Genomic DNA, 20,934 nt, shown 5'->3' on the forward strand with positions numbered 1-20,934 from the left:
AAGGACCGAAGAGCGCCCGGCCTATCCATCTTCCGTCTCTCCATCCCAGTGGCAGGCCAGGTCATGCCCGACACCTACAGCACGGCGTTGCGGGTTCTCGGCGGCACAGCGGCCGAACCCATGGGCGCAGCGTGGCAGAAACACACAGGCATCGGGCGCAGAGCGCAGGATCGGCGGCTGCCCCTCGATCACCTTCAACCGCGCCGCGCGCTGGCCGTGCACCGACGGAACCGTCTTGAGGAGTGCGCGGGTATAGGGGTGGCGGGGATTGGCGAACAACTCGGCCACCGGCGCCTGTTCGACCACCTGACCGCCGTACATCACGATCACCCGGTCTGCGATCCCGGCGATCACACCAAGATCGTGGGTGATCCAGATGATCGCCATCCCCGACTTTTCGCGCAACGCCTTGATCAGCTCGAGAATCTGCGCCTGAATCGTCACGTCCAGTGCGGTGGTGGGTTCGTCGGCGATCAGCACTTCTGGGTCGCAGGCCAGCGCCATGGCAATCATCACCCGCTGCCGCATGCCGCCGGAAAACTGATGCGGATAATCCTTCAGCCGCTGCGTCGCGTCAGGGATGCCGACGAGGTGCAGCAACTCGGCCGCCCGGGTCCAAGCCGCTGACTTGTTCAGCCCCATGTGTTTGCGCAATGGCTCCATGATTTGAAAGCCGACGGTAAACACCGGGTTCAGCGAGGTCATCGGATCCTGAAACACGAAACCGATCCGCTTGCCCCTGATGGCGCGCAATGTGTCCTTGTCCACCGTCAGAAGATCATGACCGCCAAACAGCACCTGACCGCTCCGCACAACGGCAGGCGGCGACGGCAGCAGCCCGATCAGCGCCATCATCGTCACTGATTTACCCGACCCGGATTCACCGACCACCCCCAGCAGTTCTCCGGCGTGCAGATCAAAGCTGACGGAATTCACCGCATGAAGATCGCCAGAGCGCGTGTGAAAAACGGTCGTCAGGTCCCTGACATCAAGGACGGGCAAGACGCCATCCGGCATGTACGACCCCCCGGTCAGTTCCTTTTCTTGTCCCGGATCGGCTGATATCGGGCAGTCCGCCACGGGTTTGGTTAACTGTTGTCCAAGAATGCCGTTCCGACAACCTCTATTCCGGTAACCTCGCGCCAACCCTGAGCTTTCGCGCGGGGTCAGCTGCCCTCGCTTGACCTGGCGCAAACCGCACGCCACTATTGCACTTGCACTTGCACTTGCACTTGCACTTGCACTTGCACTTGTACTTGCACTTGTACTGTCGCCGGAGCCTGAGCCTGACACGCCGCATTTACCCGCCCATGCCGCCTTGACCGATAGGTTGCCTGACCCAGAATAGCGCGGCGTGGCGAACTTGGCTAAAGCAGGTCGAGCCAACGGGAGCGTGCCGCCGCAACGATCCGCACAGCAGGGGATGACCTGCCGGGCGTTCGGTCCCGGTAACGCAGTCTGCCCTGCGAAATAATCGCCACCGCACCGATTGCGCGCCGCCACCGCACCCCCATATTCCGGATGTCACGGCACGGGCACCACCGCGATCCAAAGTCATGTGCCGCTAAAAGTTTTTCATCCATGGATATCCTCTTGGTACTTGCCGGCTTTGCCGCCCTGATCGGTGGTGGAGAGTTCCTGGTGCGCGGCGCGGTCGCCATCGCATCGCGTTTGCGTATTTCACCGCTGATCATCGGGCTGACCCTTGTGGGGTTCGGGACATCCACCCCCGAACTGATGACCAGCCTGCAGGCCGCCCTGTCCGGTGCGCCCGGCATTGCGGTGGGCAACGTTGTCGGCAGCAATATCGCCAATATCCTGCTGATCCTGGGGATCGCCGCAGTGATTTCGCCGATTGCGGTGTCGAAAGCCGGGTTCATGCGCGATGGTGGCACGATGATGGTGGCAACGCTGCTCTGTGCCGGGCTGGTTGTGTTTGGCGAGTTGGGGCGGGCAGGGGGCGCGTTTCTGATCGCCGCATTGGCGGTGTATTTGTGGATGACACTGCGCGACAGCCGGGGCGCACCCGGGTCCGATGACCTGCCCGGCTTGGACACCGGAATGGGGATGGCGGCGCTTTTGGCGCTGGGCGGGTTGGTTCTGACCCTGATTGGGGCGCGGGCGCTGGTCACCGGCGCAGTCGGCATCGCGGCAGATTTCGGCGTGTCCGAGGCGGTGATCGGGCTGACGGTGGTTGCCGTGGGCACGTCTTTGCCGGAACTCGTCACTTCGGTCGTGGCGGCGCGCCGCGGCCAAGCGGACATCGCTGTCGGCAACATCCTGGGCAGCAATATTTTCAACATCCTTGGGATACTTGGCGTCACCGCGCTGGTGCGCCCGTTGCAGGTTCCGGCAAGCATCGCCGGTTTTGACATCTGGGTCATGTGCGGCGCGACCGCGCTTTTGATCGCGGTGATCCTGCGGGCATGGCGGCTGTCACGTTTGCAGGGTGCGGTGTTTCTGGCCGGGTATGGCGCATATCTTGCCCGCCTTGCGACAACTCTCTGACCCCCCCTTTACGCCGCGCGCCGGGCCTGCCACGGTTCGGCCAAACAATCGAAAGGACGCTCTATGCCCGTGAGAAACCGCTTTGCCGAACTTCTGCCCGAAATCACCGAATGGCGGCGCGATTTCCACACCCACCCTGAACTGCTGTTTGACACCCACCGCACCAGCGGCATCGTTGAGGCAAAGTTGCGCGAATTTGGCTGTGACGATGTGGTGACAGGTTTGGGTCGCACCGGAGTCGTCGGTGTCATCAAAGGGCGCAAGACGGGATCGGGCAAGGTGATCGGATTGCGCGCCGATATGGACGCCCTGCCGATCGTCGAAGACACAGGTCTGCCCTATGCATCGCAAACCAAAGGTAAAATGCACGCCTGCGGCCATGACGGGCATACCGCCATGCTGCTCGGGGCCGCGAAATACTTGTCCGAGACACGCAACTTCGACGGTACGGTCGTGGTGATCTTTCAGCCCGCTGAAGAAGGTGGCGGCGGCGGCAGAGAGATGGTCAACGACGGTCTGATGGAAAAATTCGGCATTCAGGAAGTCTATGGCATGCACAACTGGCCCGGCATGCCCGTGGGCAGCTTTGCCATCCGTCCGGGCGCGTTTTTCGCCGCCACCGATGTGTTCGAGATCGACATCGAAGGCCGGGGCGGCCACGGTGCCAAACCGAACGAATGTATCGATCCGATCGTCGCCGCGTCGCAGATTGTCACTGCACTGCAGACGATCGCATCGCGCAACGCCGATCCCGTAGAGCAGGTGGTGGTGTCGGTCACATCGTTCCAGAGCGAAGGCGACGCGTTCAACGTCATACCGCCCCGTGTGCGTCTGCGTGGCACGGTGCGCACCCTGAACGAAGAGGTGCACGATCTGGCCGAAACTCGTCTGACCGAGATCTGCGAGCTGACGGCAAAGGCGATGGGCTGCACGGCAAAGGTCCATTATAACCGTAACTATCCCGTCATGGTGAATTCCGAAGAACAGACTGAATTCGCCGCCGAAGTCGCGCGCAATGTGGCGGGCGCCTGCGCCGATGCGCCGCTGGTCATGGGGGGCGAAGACTTTGCGTTTCTGCTGAATGCGCGGCCGGGGGCTTATATCCTTGTCGGCAACGGCGACACGGCAGGCGTACACCACCCGAAGTACAACTTTACGGATGAGGCGATTCCGGCGGGATGTTCCTGGTGGGCGGGTGTCGCTGAGATGCGGATGCCCGCGACCTAGGGGCCCACGACCTAGGACAAGGTGGATTTGAAACGGATTGAAATTCGCCCCGAGTTCGGGTGAATTTCGATCCGGTCAATCGCAGAACAATAGATCTGGATTTAGCTGGACGAGGCCCGGCGCAAAGCTTCGGCCGACAAGGTCGTGCCGGGGGCAGGGCGCAGCACATCGATTCCAGTGTCGTGGTTTCCGACAGTGTCATGCAGCAGCGCACGAACATTTTCCGGCAGGGCCGGGCGTGTGCGGGTGTCGATCATCAGGCTTTCTGCGGCGATGCCTTCGGCATAGATAATCTCGTGCCGGTCAAACAAAAGCTGGAAATAGTCGACAAATCCGCCGTCGGTGCGGGTGACGGTGTCGCCGTTCAGCAGGTACTTCGCCTTGACCAGAACCTCGGCCCGGCCAGTCACCGGGCGTTCGCGCCTTTGGTAGATGAACAGGCGGTGATTGGGGCTGACGATCAGGTCGCGGTCATTGTTCAGCACCCCGGCAGCGATTCGGATCGGCGCAAAGGCCCCCATGGCGCGCACGGTCTGCTGGCCGATCCAGCGCAGTTTTTGCGGGCCGTGATCCCGGGTCAGCACCGTCGCACCCGGCGCAAGCTGTTCAATGGGAACCTGCAGCCCGGATGCCAGCGTGATATGGGTGCCGCGGGTGAACGACACACAGGCGGCTTCGGCAAATCGCGCGACAGCCGCGTCTCGGTCGACCGCGACAAGGGCATAACCCAGCTTTGGCTTCAGCTTGGCCAGTGGAAACAGGTACACGGCGGCCGCAGATACATCGTCCGGCGCCAGTTCGACCAGAATCAGCGCCTCGACGGTTGTGCCGTTCGGGCTCATGAAGGTGAGGCAGGAATCCAGATGCAGAGCCGCGCCGACCCGCCCGTGATCAGTGTCGGATGCAACGCTGAGCCGGCGCAAATCATGGCCCGTCGCGACGGACACCCGTTCGCGCCGCGCGCGGGGCGCCAGCATGTAGACGTCGCCAAGATTCAGCTCATCCGCAAAGGACAGCGAATCGCCCAGATTCGCGCCGTCGATGGCGCAGAAATCGCAGCCATCGAACACCGGCAGCATCTGCGCCGGTTCCAGTCCGAATGATCCTTCATAAGTCATCAGCAGCCCACTATGTTTGTTCGCGGCTGTCGCACATTGGATCCCCCCAAATCCGTTGCGCCACACCCCACCGCCATAGCATGGCTCACGTTAAGAACCGCCACAGGCAAGGTCAAGCTTCTGACACAAATCCGTGTCCGGCGCCGCTGTTCGTTGCGGAATTCTTGCGTAGTATCTGCGATTTATCGCCATTGTTCCGAAATCCGACGGGTCGGCAAGCCTCAGATTTCCGTGTGACAGGCGCGCCCTGCAATGAGCCTTCTGCGGTCCGGCGCGACTGACGCGACGATCCGAGGGTTGAAGCCGGGCGGGCGGGCTGCTACCCGCGTCATGCCCGACAGGATCACTCGGGTATCGCGATACGAGGGCCCGGTGAACGTCATCCCCAGACTGAAGGTTGAAAACCTGACCCGCTGCTTTGCCGGTCGATGCGTGGTTGACCATGTCTCGCTGTCGGTCATGCCGGGCGAGATCACCTGCCTTCTCGGCCCGTCGGGCTGTGGAAAATCCACGACGCTGCGGATGATTGCCGGGGTCGAAACGCAGGATTCTGGCACGATCTATTCGGACGGCAGATTGCTCTGCGACACCATCACCCGCGTGCCGCCCGAAGACCGGTCGATCGGACTGATGTTTCAGGATTTCGCCCTGTTCCCACACCTGAGTGTTGCCGCCAACGTGGCCTTCGGGCTGAAGGGTGACAAGGCGGCAAAACGGGCGCGGGTGGTCGATCTGTTGGAGCGGGTGGCATTGTCGGGCCATATCGATGCCTATCCCCATGAGTTGTCGGGTGGCGAACAGCAGCGGGTCGCATTGGCACGCGCGCTGGCCCCGCGCCCGCGGATCATGCTGATGGATGAACCCTTTTCCGGGCTGGACAATCGGCTGCGCGACGGTATCCGCGACGATACCCTGTCGATCCTGAAAGAAGAGAGAACCGCGGTTCTATTGGTCACCCACGAGCCGGAAGAAGCGATGCGTATGGCTGATCAGATTGCCCTGATGCGCGACGGACGGATCGTGCAGCAGGGCGCGCCCTATAACATCTATAATGCGCCGGTCGATATGGCTGCGGCGTCATTCTTCAGCGATATCAATGTGATTTCCGGCGTTGTGCAAGGCGCGCTGACCGAAACGGCATTCGGTCGGTTTCTGGCGCCCGGTGTGGCCGATGGCACCACGGTGGATATCGCGATCCGGCCACAGCATGTGCGGATCGATTTCGACAGGGCGGGACGGGGGCCGCTGCCCACACCCAGCGACGGCACACCGGCCCGCGCCGTGGTCAAACGGGCGCGGTTTATCGGCAAGGAAAGTCTGGTCGAATTTCAGATGGATTTTGATGGCTCGATCATCACGGCCACGGTGCCATCGGTGTTTCTGCCCAACGCCGGCACGCCGTTGTGGCTGACGATCCGGCGCGACCGCTGTTTCGTCTTTCCACGGCGCTGATGGTTCGCGGTGTCGGTACGCCGTTCAGTCCAGAGTGACGCCCTGACGCCCGGCCAGATCGGTGAAATACTGCCAGGCGACACGGCCTGAACGGCTGCCGCGCGTCGCCTGCCATTCGATGGCTTCAGCGCGCAGGGTGTCATCGTTGATCGCGACGCCGTAAGCGTCGCAATAGCCACGGATCATTGCCAGATATTCGTCCTGCGTACAGGGATGAAACCCCAGCCACAGCCCGAACCGGTCAGAGAGCGAGACCTTTTCCTCGACCGCCTCGGACGGGCTGATCGCGCTGGAGCGTTCGTTCTCGATCATGTCGCGGGGCATCAGGTGACGCCGGTTCGACGTGGCATAGAACACCACATTGTCGGGCCGCCCTTCGATCCCGCCGTCCAGAACCGCCTTGAGCGATTTATAATGCTGGTCGTCGTGGGAAAATGACAGGTCGTCGCAGAACAGGACAAACCGGTGCGGCACCGCGCGCAGCAGGTTCAGCAGACGGCCGATGCTGGGCAGATCCTCGCGCTGGACCTCGACCAGCTTCAGGGCCGCGCCGCTTTTGCGAACTTCGGCATGGATCGCCTTGACCAGACTGGATTTTCCCATGCCGCGCGCACCCCAAAGCAGGGCGTTGTTGGCTGGCATCCCACGCGCAAAGCGCACCGTGTTCTCCAACAAGGTATCGCGCGACCGGTTCACCCCGATCAGCAGCGACAGGTCCACCCGGTTGACCCGCTGGACAGGGATCAGGCGATCGGGAGAGACGTGCCAGACAAAAGCATCGGCGCTGTCAAAATCGGGGGCGCGCAGGGCCGGGGGCGACATGCGTTCCAGCGCATCGGCGATCCGTTCAAGGGCGTCTGTCACTTCGGATCCTCGGCATCGTCCCAGAGTTCTTCGTCTTCGTCGTCCATCAGACCATCTTCGCGCAGCGAAGCGTCACGCTTCTTTTCGACCCGTTTTACCAGCTGGATCGAGATTTCGTACAATCCATAAACGACAGTAAACAGGATCAGTTGGGTCACGACATCGGGCGGCGTCACCAGCGCGGCCAGTAGCAAAATCGCCACCACCGCGTATTTGCGCACATCGCCCAGCCCCTGCGCCGAAACCAGCCCGGCCTTGCCCATCAGCGTCAGCAATACTGGCAACTGAAAGCACAGACCAAAGGCCATGATGAATTTCAACGTGATATCAAGGCTTTCATTCACCTTGCCGAAGAAAGTGATGGTCACGCCTTTGGTCGTATCGGGCACGATGGCGGTATCGGCTGGCAGGTCGCCGACCGAATTTTTCAGCAATCCCGCAAAGATCGAACTGATATCCGCAAAGCCAAGGAAGAACCGCATCGCCAGTGGTGTGACGATGAATTGCGCGAATGATGCACCCAGCAGGAACATCACCGGCGAGGCGACCAGGAACGGCAGGAAGGCGGATTTCTCGGTCCGGTACAGCCCCGGCGCCACGAAACGCCACATCTGATGCGCAATCACCGGAAAGGCGAGTCCGAAGCCGAACACCATCGAAATGCGGAACAGCGTGAACAGATATTCCTGCGGTGACGTATATTGCAGCGTCGGAGCCGGATCGCCCAGATTTCGCAGCGTCGCTTCGATCGGATGCACGAGAAACTGCAAGATCGGCTCGGCCACGGTAAAGGCGATCACGATGCCGATGATAAAGGCAATGACCGACCGGATCAGCCGTGTGCGAAGCTCTGCCAGATGCTCGATCAGCGGTGCGCTGCTGTCATCGACATCGGTGTCGTTGCCCTGGCTCATGCGTCACCCTTGGGGCTGTCGGCACTGGCCGATTCAGGCGTTGTTACTGGCTTGGCGGCAGCTTCGGCGGTTGCGGCAGGGGGCGCGTCCGGCGCCTTTTCCAAAGTATCGGAGCCGATCACCTTGGCGTGTTCCAACTGCGTGGGGCTCAGATCGGTTTTCTGCACCGTCGCAGCGGTCTTGGGCGCCATCCCCGGCTTCCATTTCTCGAAACGGTCGGCGGCGTTGTTCAGCGCATCCAACCCGAGGTTTTTTGACGACGTGGCGCTGCGCAGATCTTTCGCGACATCCTTGACCCCCGACTGATCGGCGGCGTCGTCCATGGCGCGCTGAAATTCCCGCGCCATACCCTTCATCTTGCCGGTGAAACGGCCGAGCGTGCGGAACATCCCCGGCAGATCCTTTGGACCCACCACGATCAGGGCGACCACCCCGACCACCAAAAGCTCGGTCCAGCCGATATCGAACATGGTGCGTCCCCGTTGCGTCGCGTTGCGGGAGTAAGGCTCAGACTTTGTCCTGAACCTTTGCCCGGTCTTCTTCAGCTTCGGTTTCGGTCATGGCGCTGGCATCATCCAGTTCCTTGGTGCCGTCTGTGACACCTTTTTTGAAAGCGGTGATGCCTTTACCGACCTCGCCCATCAGCGATGAAATCTTGCCGCGCCCAAAGAGCACCAGCACGACAACAGCGATCAGCAGAAGGCCGGGAAGGCCGATATTGTTCAACATGGGTCTCTCCGTTGGTCAGGCCCTGAATACCTTGCCCTCTACCTATGCCAGTGACGGGGGCGGTAAAAGCGCCAAAACAGCGAAAAGCATGCAATTACGGGTGCCAATGACAGATTTCGCGACACAGATCTGTCAACTGACAGGTTTTTGGCAGTTGAGGGGGCGGGAGTTGCCGGACTATCCTGCGAATCACTAGCTGCATTGCGAAAAGGTTATGGCCAAAATGCGCCGCACTGACCGTCTGTTCGAACTGATCCAGATCCTGCGCGACGGGCGGCTGCACCGTGCGCAGGCCATGGCCGACAAGTTGGAAGTGTCAGTGCGCACCCTATACCGCGATATGGAAACACTGATGGCATCTGGAGTGCCGGTGCAGGGGGCGCGGGGGATCGGGTATCAGATGACCGCGCCGGTCACCCTGCCACCGCTGAACCTGACCCTGACCGAACTTGAGGCGTTGCATCTGGGCCTGTCCGTTGTGGGGCAGGCGGGCGACTCGGAATTGCAAAGCGCGGCTGCGTCTTTGTCGGCCAAGATCGACGCGGTTCTGCCCGAAGACCGCAGCGCGCCGCCCCGGGGATGGGGGTTTGCCGTCTATCCCTTTGCCGATGCCGCCCATGGGTTTGCCCATATGCCAAAACTGCGCGCCGCGATCCGCGCACGCCAGAAGCTGGTCATCGACCACACCGATCTTGAGGGGGTCGAGACGACGCGCACGATCCGGCCGCTGCAACTGGAATATTGGGGGCGGTTGTGGACCGTGACCGTCTGGTGCGAGTTATCCAATGATTTCTGTGTGCTGCGGGTCGACAGGATCACCCGTCTGTCGATACTTCCGGGGCTGTTCGTCGAAGAGCAGGGCAAGACCCTGATCGACTTTCGAAACCGCGAAACCGCTGGGTGATCGGGTGCGGCGGGCTCTGGCGGATGACCGCGCCCGGATTGTTTTGGAAGCCGTGGTTCACGGGAGCGCCGGGTCACAGCAGGGCCAAAAGGCGAATCGGCTGGTACGTCCTGACCCCTTGCGATAGTTCAGGCGCGATAAAATGAGGTCGAAAGGGCGCTCCATGACGACGCAGGACGCAAAGCAGCAACCACTCAGTTATGCAGAGGCCGGGGTCGATATCGACGCGGGCAATGCGCTGGTCGAGCGGATCAAACCCGCAGCCCGCGCCACCCACCGACCCGGCGTGATGGCCGGGCTGGGCGGTTTTGGCGGGTTGTTCGATCTCAAGGCGGCGGGTTATTCCGATCCGGTTCTGGTGGCCGCGACCGACGGAGTGGGCACCAAGCTGCGCATTGCCATCGACACCGGGCAGGTCGGCGGCGTGGGCATTGATCTGGTGGCGATGTGTGTCAACGATCTGATCTGTCAGGGCGCCGAGCCGCTGTTTTTCCTTGATTATTTCGCCACAGGAAAACTGGACGTCGCCGCCGCCGCCGCAGTGGTCGAAGGCATCGCCGAAGGCTGCAAACGTTCAGGCTGCGCGCTGATCGGTGGCGAAACCGCGGAAATGCCGGGCATGTATCACGGGCGCGATTTCGATCTGGCCGGGTTTGCCGTGGGTGCGTTTGAACGGGGCACCGCGCTGCCTGCCGATGTGCGCGTCGGGGATGCGGTGCTTGGGCTGGCGTCGGACGGCGTACATTCCAACGGATTTTCGCTGGTGCGCCGGATCGTCGAACGCTCGGGGCTGGCCTGGGATGCGCCCTGTCCGTTTGGTGAGGGAACGCTGGCCGAGGCGCTGCTGACACCGACGCGGCTTTATGTTCAGCCGGTACTGGATGCGATTCAATCCGGCGGTGTGCATGGCGTGGCGCATATCACCGGCGGCGGCCTGACCGAGAATCTGCCGCGCGTCCTGCCCGAAGGGTTGGGGGCCGAAATCGAACTGTCATCATGGACCCTGCCACCGGTTTTCCGCTGGCTGTGCGAGGCTGGCGAGCTGAGCCAGGCCGAGTTGCTCAAGACATTCAATGCCGGAATCGGCATGGTTCTGGTGGTTCAGGCCGATTTGATCGGTCCGCTGACCCACCGCCTGCAAGGGGCCGGTGAAACGGTGTATATGCTGGGTCAGATCACCGACGGCGATGGTGTGCGCTATGAGGGCACGCTGGCGTGACAAGGGTTGCGATCCTGCTGTCCGGCGGCGGGTCGAATATGGTGAAGCTGGTCGAGAGCATGGTGGGCGACCACCCGGCGCGCCCTGTACTGGTGGTATCGAATGATCCGGCGGCAGGGGGGCTTGTCCGGGCGGCGGAACTCGGAGTTCCGACTGCCGTGGTGGATCACCGCCCGTTTCACGCCGACCGCGCCGCGTTCGAAACGGCGTTGCATGGCGAAATCATCAAGGCCGGTCCCGATCTGCTGTGCCTTGCCGGTTTCATGCGAATTCTCACGCCCGGGTTCATTGACCGTTGGGCCGGGCGGATGCTGAACATCCATCCGTCGCTGTTGCCGGATTATCGCGGGTTGCACACCCATGCACGGGCGCTGGAGGCGGGCGATTCCGAGGCCGGTTGCACGGTTCACGAGGTGACAGCCGAATTGGACGACGGGCCGGTTCTGGGTCAGGCGCGGGTGCCGATATGTCCCGGCGACACCGCCAAAACACTTTCCACGCGGGTGCTGGCGGCGGAACATCGGCTGTATCCGCTGGTCTTGCGCCGGTTCTGTGAGGGGCATCGCGATCCGGTTTCCCTTGCCTGAACCGCATCAGGTGTTAACAGGGCACAGCACCGCCTGGATGCTTTCCTTTTGATCGGTAATTTCATATCACCGAAAAACGGCTGGCAGAAATAATGGAACAAAGACCACCCGAATGATCACCATCACCACAACCGAAGAGCTGGCTGCGTTCTGTGAACAGGCACGCGCCCATCCATATGTCACCATCGACACCGAGTTTCTGCGCGAGCGCACCTATTATTCCCGGCTTTGCCTGATCCAGATGGCTGTGCCGGGCAATGACGAAGGTGACGCGGTTCTTGTCGATCCGCTGTCTGGAGACATGTCGCTTGAGCCGCTGTACGACCTGTTTCGCGATCCGGGTGTGGTCAAGGTGTTTCACGCCGCGCGTCAGGATCTGGAAATCTTCTTTGTCGAGGGCGATGTCTTTCCCGTGCCGCTGTTCGATACTCAGGTCGCCGCAATGGTCTGTGGTTTCGGCGAACAGGTGGGTTACGAAACGCTCGTGCGCAAGATCGCCCATGCGGCGGTGGACAAAACCTCACGCTTTACCGATTGGTCGCGCCGTCCGCTGTCGGATGCGCAAAAGACCTATGCGCTGGCCGATGTGACCCATCTGCGGGATGTCTATGAACATCTGGCGGCGCAACTGAAGAAATCGGGCCGTCAGGAATGGGTCGAGGAAGAGCTTTCGGTTCTGACCGATCCGGCCACCTATACCGTCGTTCCCGACGAGGCTTGGCGTCGGGTAAAGACGCGTACAAATTCGGGGCGTTTCATGGCGATTGTCAAAGAACTGGCGAAATTTCGCGAAGTCCACGCCCGCGATAATAATGTGCCGCGCAGTCGGGTATACAAGGACGACGCGATGCTTGAACTCGCCTCGACCAAGCCGACCTCGGCGCAGGATCTGGGCCGTTCGCGCCTGTTGCTGCGCGAGGCACGGCGCGGCGATATCGCTGACGGTATTCTGGCGGCCGTGGCTGCCGGGCAGGCCGCCGAACCGGGCAGCTTTCCCAAACCCGACACCAGCCGCGACAAGTTGCAGGTCAATCCGGCGCTGTCCGACCTGTTGCGCGTATTGCTCAAGGCGAAATCCGACAAGGCGGGTGTGGCGGCCAAGCTGATCGCGACGGCCAGCGATCTTGATGCCATCGCGGGGGGCGAACGGGACGTGTCTGCTCTCAAGGGATGGCGGCGCAAGGTGTTCGGCGAAGATGCGCTGAAGCTCTGTGAGGGCAAGGTCGGTCTGGTCGTAAAGGGCCAATCTGTCGAGGTCTTCGCGATCTGAGCACCGGTCAGTGCTGGCCGGTGCCAAGGCGTGCCTCTCGAGCTTTCATTTGGGAAAGCCCGGCGATTATTTCAAATGTACTGACGTTTACGCCGGGGCGCGTTTTGCCCTGAACCGTCGATGGTTCGTTCACGGGCGGTTCGTTCCTGCGGATAAACGATAAATCCCGCGCCAGACGCCAGGTTGTTCAGCGAAAGCTGTCCGAGCGAAATTCGCCCGGCCCTATGGCGGATTTCCGTTCGACACAAAGCAATCCGGCGCTAGCGGCGTGTGGTGCGGCTGTTGCGGGCGGCCACCACACGGATTTCGCGGGTATCTGCCAGCACCTGATTCGTGACAAAGACAGCGACGATCACCTCACGCGACGGCATGGTCGACACACGGGTTGCGCGCAGAGGGGGGCGCACGCGGAATTGATATTCCAGAACACCGTTCACCGCGTCGCCCTTGCTGAGCGATACAAGTTCACCGTCGTAATAACCCTGTTCCGGCGGCAAGCCGGTGGCGCGGATAATAGCACCGCCGGGCGTCCGCTCGATGCTCAGATCGGTCACCTGATCCATCAGGCCGCGCAGATCCTCGTCCTGTTCGACATAACCGCCCTCGGGGGCAATGGTGGACGCCGATACGCTGCGCCCGAACCAGTTGAACGGGTTCAATCGGGATTCGCCGATGCGCCCACAACCCGCCACGGTGCCAAGGATCAGAACAGCCGTAACCACGCCGCGCAAAAGGGGGCGCGCCTGCGCATTTGCCGAATTGCCCATGTTCATTGCCATTCCCCTCGCCATCTTCTCTTGGACTAGCCGAAAGCGATGAGGTTGAAAAGCCTTGTCCCGGCGCCATGAGGCGCATACCCAACAGCGGGCGGGCCCCGGCAACGGGTCCAACCGGAAATTGAGGCAAGGGTGGCGAGGACGGACCATGGCTAGCGACGCATTCGAGGAGATCGCCGAGACATTCACGTTTCTGGATGACTGGGAGGAAAGATACCGCCACGTTATCGAACTTGGCCGTGCGCTGCCCGAGATTGACGATGCATTTCGCGTGCCGGCCACCAAGGTCAGCGGGTGCGCCAGTCAGGTCTGGCTGGTGCCGCGGATCGAGGGCGAAGGTCCGGACGCAGTGCTGACCTTCGAGGGCGACAGCGACGCGATGATCGTCAAAGGGCTGATCGCGATCCTGCGCGCCCTGTATGGCGGGCTGACGTTGAACGAGGTGGGGCGGGTCGACGCTCCGGCTGAATTGGCCCGGTTGGGTCTTGATGATCACCTTTCGGCGCAGCGCTCGAACGGATTGCGCGCAATGGTCGAACGGATCCGCATCGTGGCGGCCAACGCCGCCTGATCCCGCCCGAAATGCCGCCGCGCCCCGGCCCATGTATTCGCCAGACCACGCCGATCATTTCCACTCCGCAGGTCAGGCTGGCACCCATCCCCCCGGAACGGCACAGAGCAGCGGTGATGTAATGGCAGTTTCAACCAAAGGCGGCGCGTTGCGCTTCTCGAGCACAGCGGCCCAACGGTCGGTCTGAAGCATCGCCGTGCCCACAAGTGTCGGCACCACCCCGGCCAGCGCCAGCAGGTCAAGTGCGGCCGAGATCGAGTTGGCACTGCTGATCACATCGTCGATCAGCACGACCCGGCGACCGGTCATCAGCGGCACCATATGTGGATCGACGAACAGCCGTTTGTCGATTCCGGGGCTGGTGATCGATTGCATCGGCAGCGACAGCGCCGGATCGTACCAGAATTTGCGTGAGGTCCCCAAGGCGACGAATCGGCTGTGGCCCAGCCGCTGTGCCACCAGCCGCGCCAGCGACAGACCCAGAGTCGGCAGCCCGACCACCACCTCGGGGGCAGCAGGGCGCAGTCGTTCGGCCAGAAGGTCAGCCAGTGCGGATTCCACCTCAAACGCGCTCTGGTTCAGGATAAGCGAGGCAATGGCCGTCCCGGTGTCGCCCAGGGGACGGATTGGCAGCATCAGGATACGCCCGTCCGGCAGAGTGGCCGGGAACCGGTCGGTGAACGGTGCCGCAGGGGCCGTGCCGGCGGGCAGGAACGCCTGCCAGAACTCGTGACGCTGCATGGCGTATTCTCCTGATCAAATCCTTGCGCGGGCCTTACCATCGCAGTCGTGCCAACGCCACGCCTGCTCGCAGATAACGCCGCACTTCCCGGTCTCGGGAGCATCCGTCCGACTCTGCCGAACCGGGGCGGTGCTGCGCTCGCCAACCGCCCGCGCCCCGCTGATTCTGTGTGGTGACTACGATCGCGGGCGCGGTCCGGCAGGGCGGCTTGTCCGGCACCACTATGGATCGGCAAAAAATCCCGGGAACCGTACAGCGTCCCCCAGACCTATGTCGGCCTGCAGCTGCGATCAGTCTTTGGCCCTCTGTGCCACAACGGCCGCCGTGCGAAACCGACCTGAAAGCAAGCCGCGCCGCTGTGTTTAAGCATCTCCACAGCATCGGGTGTGACTTCGGATCAAGAATATCCACGCCAAAGTAACTTGCACCTCAGACGATTGCTTGGTCCGGCACTTGGGCCATCGCGCGCCACGGTATCAATAACTCGCTTCCCCGATGGCTGACGATGATTTCAAGATCCTGAAGTTCAAACCCAATCGTTTCGTCTGATCCGACAACAGCCCGGCAGCAGAAAACTTGCGCACCACACCCATGTAATGACGTCTGCCATCCCACCCGCAACAGCACCATCGCCCCCAAAACCACACACCACAGCCAGACGATCAAAAACTACCATATGGCTTCTTCTTTGCCATAAATACTCCCGCCGGAGGCACGAAATTTCATCGAAATTTCGATTTCCCGCACGATCAGCGCAAGCCGTCCTCAAGGATCGCAGAGCTCAGCAGTCGCCCGGCCAGTGCATCGGCAATCCCAAGATCGGTCATATGCGGTCCGGCATTGCAGGCCAGCGTCGCGCCGACCAAAGCCTTGAACACCAGATAGGGCGGCTCCCATGTCACGACCTCGCCCATGGCGGCGCGCACGGCGGCGAAGGCCTCGGCCACTTCGGGCAGGGGCCGGTCACTGACCAGCCCGGCCACGGGCAGCGGCAGCACCGTCAAGCGGTCCTTCGTGGCCACGGCCATGCCGCCACCGGCATCGATCAGCGCATTGGCGGCGGCGGCCATATGCACAGGGTCGCGCCCGAAAACCGTCAGATTGTGGCTGTCATGGCTGACGGTCGTGGCGAATGCGCCGTGCCAGTCGCCCCAACCGCGCAGCATGCCCAGACGCGGCACCGGTGCCGCCTGGCCGTGGCGTGGGATCACGGCGATCCATGTGGCCCCTTCGGGCAGTACCACGCCACCCTCGACAACATCGGCAATCGTTTCGCCCCATTCGGTGAAACGCGGGCGGTCGATGGTGGCCAACCGCACCCGGGGGCCTTTGGCGGGGAGGGTGAACTGCGCCGGGCTCAGCCGGGGCAGGGCGCAGGTGTCGCGGAACGGGGTGGCGTGCACCGGCGCATCCGCCATCTTCGTCACAACCCGACCATCGCGAATCACATGGCGGGCGCGGAACCCTGCCAGATCGTCGAACACCACCAGATCGGCGCGCTTTCCGGGCCCGATCAGCCCCAGATCACGCCGTCCCAGCCGGATCGCGCCGTTCAGGGTGGCGGCCTGCAAGGCGCGCATCGGATCAAGCCCATAGCCCACCAGCCGCCGCACCACATCGTCCAGCCCGCCCCCCGTCAACAGGTCGTCGGGAAACACATCATCTGTACACAGCGTCACCGTAACGGGCATCTGTCCCAGCGTCATCAAAGCCTCGGCAAAGCCCGGCAACAGGTGGTCGTGCGAGCCGCGCAGCTCGATCGTCAGCCCGGCCCGCAACTTCTCCATCAGGTCATCGGCAGAGGTCAGTTCATGGTCCGACTGCACACCTGCCGCGGCATAGGCGTTCAGCCCCGCCCCCGTCAGCCCCCGTGCATGGCCGCAGACCGGCTTGCCCGAGGTCAGCGCCGCCTGCAAAATGCCGCGCATCCGGGGGGCGCGGGCGGTGACGGCGGCCATGTCCATCACCTCGGCCAGTCCGGCAATTCCGGGCTGCGCCATCAGTCCTGCAATCACATCGGCATCGAAATCCGCGCCGCCCGTCTCGTATCCCGGCGCCGAAGGCACGCAGGACGGCGCGAGCGGCAGGATGCGCAGTGGCGAACTGGCGGCGGCATTCAGAGCATATTCAACCCCCGCAATCCCGACGACATTGCCAAATTCATGCGGGTCCCAGACCACGGTCGTCACACCGCGGGGCAGCACCGCGGCGGCATAGGTCTCGGGCGTTACCATGCTGCTCTCGACATGCATGTGCATGTCGATCAAACCGGGGGACAGGACGGTGCCGCTGCACTCCAGTGTTTCGCTTGCGTCATCGCGCGTGCCCGCCGGATGGACCGAGGCGATCAGCGCGCCGATGATCCCGACGTCGGCGGCGCGCAATTCACCTGTCGCCATGTCGGCAATCCGCGCCCCGGTGATCAGCAGATCGAAAGGCGCATCGCCCCTAGCCGCGGCGACGGCGCGGTCGCGCAGGGTGGGATCGTCGATGTCGATTTCCGTGTTGTTCATATCTGTTCCAACCCTGACAGGCACAGCGCGCGCACCGCATCGGCGTCGCAATTGGTGAACACGGTGGCATTATGTGCCGCACCGGGGCGCAGATCGGTCACGGTGCGCCCCCTTGTGTGATGGCCCGCCAGTTCAACCTCGATGCGCGCCGGGGCGGCGGTGAACAGATCGGGGCATAAAAAGGCGGCGGCGGCGACAGGATCATACAGTGCCATGGCAGGCCGGCCCCGGGTCAGGGCGATGTCCAGATAGCCGCCCAGCAGATCGCGCAACAAAGGATCGGCCACGGCGGCGACATGGGCTTCGTCAATCATCACCTGACGGCAGATATCAAGGTCGACCATGGTCAGCGGCACATCGCGGGCCAGCAGGATCGCCAGTGCCTCGGGGTCGGCGACGGTGTTGAATTCGGCAGAGGCGGTGTGGTTGCCCGCACCCCGCGCCCCGCCCATCCAGGTGATCCGGCCGATCCGGTGCAGCAGGTCGGGGCGGGCCAGCGCCAGCGTGGCAAGGTTGGTCAGCGGGCCGAGCGCCAGAATCTGCGCCTGTGCCTGCGTTTCCAGCCATGTTTCAAGGGCGGCAAGGGCCGGTGAAAACCCGGCAGCGACCGAGGCGGGGGCGGCGGGGAGGGTGCGCCCACGGGTTGGCATGCCCGCTTTGCCCAGCACGCCTTGCGCGGTTTCTGCTGTGCCGAGGATCGCCCGGTCCGCCCCGGTGTGGATCGGCACCGACCATCGAAAATGCGTGGTGGCGTCGGCGGCGTTGCGGGTGATCTGCTCCAGATCGGCATTGCCGAAGGTCAGGGACATCCCGTCAACCTTGGTCTTGGCCAGCATCAGCAACACCGCGAACAGGTCGTCAACACCCATGTCGGTATCGATCCAGACCCCCATCAGGCGCGCGCCAACCGCACCGCCCGGTCACGTGGCAGATCAAAGGCGACCGTCTGACCGATCTTCATCGCTGGCACATCGACGGGCGTGTCCGCCTTGACCACACCCAGCGGCGTGTCCAAGACATATTCCCGCCGCTCGCCCGCAAAGGACGCGCCGCGCACGGTGCCGTTGTGTGGCCCCGATCCCAACACCACGGCCCCGGGCCGCCATGCCAGAGCGCCGCCCTCGTCCTGTCGCAGGATCGTCTCGAAACCCACGAAATCGGCGGCAAAGCCGGTTTCCGGCGCGGTGTAAATCTGCTCGGGGCTGCCGATCTGTTCGATGGCGCCGTCCTTCATCAGGACGATCCGGTCGGCCAGTGCCATCGCCTCGGCCTGATCGTGGGTGACAAAGATCATCGTGACGCCGGTTTCCTGCTGCACCCGTTGCAGCTCCATCCGCATCTCAAGGCGCAGGCGCGCATCAAGGTTGGACAGGGGTTCGTCCAGCAACAGCACCTTGGGTTGCATCACCAACGACCGGGCCAGTGCCACGCGTTGTTGCTGGCCGCCGGACAGATCGGCGGGCAGGCGGGCGGCGAAATCGGCCAGACCCACGGTGGCCAGTCCGCCACGCACCTTGGTATCCAGATCAGGCTCGCGTCGCAGCCGCAGCCCGAAGGCGACATTGTCGTAAACGCTCAGGTGCGGGAACAGGGCATAGGACTGGAACACCAGTCCCACCTCGCGCTTGGCGGGGGCAAGCCGGGTGACATCGCGCCCGTCGATGGTGATGGTGCCCGATTTCGGCGGCAACAGGCCGGCGATGGCGCGCATCGTGGTGGTCTTGCCGCAGCCAGATGGCCCGAGCAGCGCGATCAACTCGCCCTGTGCGATCGACAGGTTCAGACGATCCACCGCCACGGTAGGGCCATAGGCCAGCGTCAGATCAGCAAGGGTGACAAAGTCAGACATAGCGGGAAAACCCCAGGAATTTTTCGGCAGCGAAAACGATACCGACGGACATCACCGCCAGCAAAGCTGACAGCGCGGCGACGGAAGGATCATAGTTGATTTCCATATAGGCGATCATGTCGATCGGCAGGGTGCGCACACCGGGCCCCGACAGGAACAGCGATACGGGCACCTGATTGAACGAGGTGACAAAGCCAAGGATGAAGGCGGCAAGCACGCCGCCCCGGATATTCGGCAGCACCACCCGCCAGAAGGCACCCATGCGGCTACAGCCGAGCAGCAGTGCTGCTTCCTCCATATCCACGCGCAGGTTGTCCAGACTGCCCGACACTACTCGCACCGCATAGGGCAGGATCAGCGCGGTATGGGCCAGAAACAGGGCCAATGCGATGCTAACTCCGGTGGGAATGACGAGATAGCGCAGCAGCGCCAGACCGACGATGATCCCCGGCACGATGATCGGCGACGACACGATCAGCCGCACAAACTCGGCCCCCGGCACGCGGTAACGCGCCATGCCATAGGCTGCGGGAATACCCAGCAGCAAAGCGGCCAGCGTGCCGAAGATCGCCAGAAACATCGACATGGCAAAGGACGCCTGAAACGACTCGACGGTAAAGACCTTGATATACCATTTCAGGCTGATCCCCTGTGGCGGGAAGGCAAGGCTGTCACCCGCCGACAGACCGGCGATGACGATGATCAGAAATGGCCCGATCAGAAAGGTGAGTGTGAGGCCCAGAATGGCCCAGGTTGCGACTCTGTTCATACTCGTGTCCGCCGTGCCGTTGCGATTTGTTTCAACAACACGTTGGCGGAAAATGCCATGACAATCAGGATCATCGCGATAACGCTGGCCGCAACGAAATCATTGGCCACGGTAACGCGTTGATACAGCAGCGTTTCCAGCATCAGAACTTTTGATCCGCCAAGGATCGCCGGGGTGATATAGGCGGTCATCGATCCGGTGAACACCAGCGTTCCGCCCACCACAAGCCCTTCGCGGGTCAGGGGCAGGATCACCTTGGTGAACACCTGAAACCAGTTCGCCCCGAGGATGCGCGCCGCGGGAATCGCGTCGCGGGGCATATTCTCCATCGCCGAGACCAGTGAAATGATCATCAGCGGCATGAACAGTTGCAGCAATCCGATGAACACCGCGGTTTCAGTGAACAGGATGCGGAATGGCGTGTCGGTGATTCCCATATTCACCAGCATCGAGTTGACGAACCCGGTGCGCCCGAGGATCACCAGCCAAGCATAGGTACGTGCAACCGGCGAGATCATCAGCGGCAAAGTGACCAGCCCGAACATCCGGCCTCGCGATTTGGCCGGCAGCGACACAATGCAGAACGCGGCGGCATAACCGACCACCGCCGACACCACCGCCACGAGTCCGGCCAGTTTCAGCGTGCGGAAGAACACCGTCTGATTGCGCGGGCTGGAAAAGAAATCGACATAGGCCATGAGGGAAAAGCCGTTGTCGCCTTTGAACGCCTCGGACAGCAGGATGCCGACGGGCAGAATGAACAGCGCCGCCGCAAACAGGGCGGCGGGCACGGTCAGGGCAAGGCCGATGGTGCGGTTTTCAAACATTCAAGTTCCTTGGATCACGCGGTGGGGCGTTCCACCCGGCTCAAAGCCGGACGGCCCCCGCATGGGGGGCCGCCTTCAGCGCGAGACATTGATCG

22 protein-coding genes are annotated in these 20,934 nt (G+C 62.5%); 8 read left to right on the top strand and 14 right to left on the bottom strand.

From position 1 onward, the window contains the following. Positions 1-21 precede the first annotated feature (21 nt). Complete coding sequence (locus FQ320_RS13995; protein ID WP_148473261.1) at positions 22-1,017, bottom strand: ABC transporter ATP-binding protein; 996 nt, start codon at positions 1,015-1,017, stop codon at positions 22-24. 564 nt (positions 1,018-1,581) lie between these two features. Between FQ320_RS13995 and FQ320_RS14000 the strand changes: the two genes are divergently transcribed. After that, a complete protein-coding gene (locus FQ320_RS14000; protein WP_148473263.1) occupies positions 1,582-2,508 on the top strand; it encodes a calcium/sodium antiporter in 927 nt (308 codons plus the stop codon). Between the two features lie 63 nt (positions 2,509-2,571). After that, positions 2,572-3,735 carry a M20 aminoacylase family protein gene (locus FQ320_RS14005; protein ID WP_148473265.1) on the top strand — a complete coding sequence of 388 codons (1,164 nt, stop codon included), beginning with the start codon at positions 2,572-2,574 and terminating at the stop codon, positions 3,733-3,735. 101 nt (positions 3,736-3,836) lie between these two features. On the opposite strand, the gene FQ320_RS14010 is transcribed toward FQ320_RS14005, so the two are convergent. After that, entirely contained in the window at positions 3,837-4,853 is a 1,017-nt protein-coding gene (locus tag FQ320_RS14010; RefSeq protein ID WP_148473267.1) for a Hint domain-containing protein, read from the bottom strand. A gap of 330 nt (positions 4,854-5,183) precedes the next feature. Here FQ320_RS14010 and FQ320_RS14015 point away from each other — a divergent pair, with 330 nt between their 5' ends. Beyond that, a complete protein-coding gene (locus tag FQ320_RS14015; protein ID WP_148473379.1) occupies positions 5,184-6,305 on the top strand; it encodes an ABC transporter ATP-binding protein in 1,122 nt (373 codons plus the stop codon). Between the two features lie 24 nt (positions 6,306-6,329). On the opposite strand, the gene FQ320_RS14020 is transcribed toward FQ320_RS14015, so the two are convergent. From FQ320_RS14020 to FQ320_RS14035, 4 genes are read right to left on the bottom strand one after another with little or no spacing between them, the layout of a single operon-like run. Continuing rightward, positions 6,330-7,169 carry an ATP-binding protein gene (locus FQ320_RS14020; protein ID WP_148473269.1) on the bottom strand — a complete coding sequence of 280 codons (840 nt, stop codon included), beginning with the start codon at positions 7,167-7,169 and terminating at the stop codon, positions 6,330-6,332. Next, positions 7,166-8,083: a twin-arginine translocase subunit TatC gene (locus FQ320_RS14025; RefSeq protein WP_148473271.1), complete on the bottom strand. Its 918-nt coding sequence runs from the start codon at positions 8,081-8,083 to the stop codon at positions 7,166-7,168. The genes FQ320_RS14020 and FQ320_RS14025 overlap by 4 nt, the downstream gene beginning before the upstream one ends. Further along, positions 8,080-8,553: a Sec-independent protein translocase protein TatB gene (gene tatB / locus FQ320_RS14030; protein WP_148473273.1), complete on the bottom strand. Its 474-nt coding sequence runs from the start codon at positions 8,551-8,553 to the stop codon at positions 8,080-8,082. The genes FQ320_RS14025 and tatB overlap by 4 nt, the downstream gene beginning before the upstream one ends. A gap of 37 nt (positions 8,554-8,590) precedes the next feature. Further along, positions 8,591-8,812: a twin-arginine translocase TatA/TatE family subunit gene (locus FQ320_RS14035; protein ID WP_148473275.1), complete on the bottom strand. Its 222-nt coding sequence runs from the start codon at positions 8,810-8,812 to the stop codon at positions 8,591-8,593. A gap of 223 nt (positions 8,813-9,035) precedes the next feature. Between FQ320_RS14035 and FQ320_RS14040 the strand changes: the two genes are divergently transcribed. From FQ320_RS14040 to rnd, 4 genes are all read left to right on the top strand, one after another. Next, complete coding sequence (locus FQ320_RS14040) at positions 9,036-9,716, top strand: YafY family protein (RefSeq protein ID WP_148473277.1); 681 nt, start codon at positions 9,036-9,038, stop codon at positions 9,714-9,716. Between the two features lie 163 nt (positions 9,717-9,879). Beyond that, on the top strand, positions 9,880-10,935 hold the full coding sequence (gene purM / locus FQ320_RS14045; RefSeq protein WP_148473279.1) for a phosphoribosylformylglycinamidine cyclo-ligase: 1,056 nt from the start codon (positions 9,880-9,882) through the stop codon (positions 10,933-10,935). Continuing rightward, the gene (gene purN, locus FQ320_RS14050; protein ID WP_148473280.1) at positions 10,932-11,522 is read left to right on the top strand and encodes a phosphoribosylglycinamide formyltransferase; all 591 of its coding nucleotides are present in this window, start codon (positions 10,932-10,934) and stop codon (positions 11,520-11,522) included. Before purM ends, purN begins: the two co-directional genes overlap by 4 nt. 112 nt (positions 11,523-11,634) lie before the next feature. Continuing rightward, positions 11,635-12,792 (top strand): ribonuclease D, encoded by a 1,158-nt coding sequence (gene rnd, locus FQ320_RS14055; protein WP_148473283.1) that lies wholly within the window; start codon positions 11,635-11,637, stop codon positions 12,790-12,792. Positions 12,793-13,052: 260 nt separating this feature from the next. Here rnd and FQ320_RS14060 read toward each other — a convergent pair whose 3' ends face one another. After that, positions 13,053-13,571, bottom strand: coding sequence for a hypothetical protein (locus FQ320_RS14060; protein ID WP_255509508.1), 519 nt, complete (start codon positions 13,569-13,571; stop codon positions 13,053-13,055). Positions 13,572-13,716: 145 nt separating this feature from the next. On the opposite strand from FQ320_RS14060, the gene FQ320_RS14065 reads away from it, so the two are divergent. Beyond that, positions 13,717-14,139, top strand: coding sequence for a SufE family protein (locus tag FQ320_RS14065; protein ID WP_148473285.1), 423 nt, complete (start codon positions 13,717-13,719; stop codon positions 14,137-14,139). Positions 14,140-14,211: 72 nt separating this feature from the next. Here the strand turns inward: FQ320_RS14065 and FQ320_RS14070 are convergent, their stop codons facing one another. From FQ320_RS14070 to FQ320_RS14100, 7 genes are all read right to left on the bottom strand, one after another. Continuing rightward, positions 14,212-14,880, bottom strand: coding sequence for a phosphoribosyltransferase (locus FQ320_RS14070; protein ID WP_148473287.1), 669 nt, complete (start codon positions 14,878-14,880; stop codon positions 14,212-14,214). Positions 14,881-15,310: 430 nt separating this feature from the next. Continuing rightward, the gene (locus FQ320_RS14075) at positions 15,311-15,547 is read right to left on the bottom strand and encodes a hypothetical protein (RefSeq protein ID WP_148473289.1); all 237 of its coding nucleotides are present in this window, start codon (positions 15,545-15,547) and stop codon (positions 15,311-15,313) included. A gap of 83 nt (positions 15,548-15,630) precedes the next feature. After that, positions 15,631-17,394, bottom strand: coding sequence for an adenine deaminase (locus tag FQ320_RS14080; protein ID WP_148473291.1), 1,764 nt, complete (start codon positions 17,392-17,394; stop codon positions 15,631-15,633). Continuing rightward, a complete protein-coding gene (locus FQ320_RS14085) occupies positions 17,391-18,287 on the bottom strand; it encodes a nucleoside hydrolase (protein ID WP_148473293.1) in 897 nt (298 codons plus the stop codon). The genes FQ320_RS14080 and FQ320_RS14085 overlap by 4 nt, the downstream gene beginning before the upstream one ends. Beyond that, the gene (locus FQ320_RS14090; RefSeq protein WP_148473294.1) at positions 18,287-19,243 is read right to left on the bottom strand and encodes an ABC transporter ATP-binding protein; all 957 of its coding nucleotides are present in this window, start codon (positions 19,241-19,243) and stop codon (positions 18,287-18,289) included. The genes FQ320_RS14085 and FQ320_RS14090 overlap by 1 nt, the downstream gene beginning before the upstream one ends. After that, entirely contained in the window at positions 19,236-20,012 is a 777-nt protein-coding gene (locus FQ320_RS14095) for an ABC transporter permease (protein ID WP_148473296.1), read from the bottom strand. The genes FQ320_RS14090 and FQ320_RS14095 overlap by 8 nt, the downstream gene beginning before the upstream one ends. After that, a complete protein-coding gene (locus FQ320_RS14100; protein ID WP_148473298.1) occupies positions 20,009-20,839 on the bottom strand; it encodes an ABC transporter permease in 831 nt (276 codons plus the stop codon). Before FQ320_RS14100 ends, FQ320_RS14095 begins: the two co-directional genes overlap by 4 nt. Positions 20,840-20,934: the final 95 nt, after the last annotated feature.

Origin of the sequence: Oceaniovalibus sp. ACAM 378, from assembly GCF_008085915.1 — a bacterium.
In the GTDB taxonomy this organism is placed as follows: domain Bacteria; phylum Pseudomonadota; class Alphaproteobacteria; order Rhodobacterales; family Rhodobacteraceae; genus Oceaniglobus.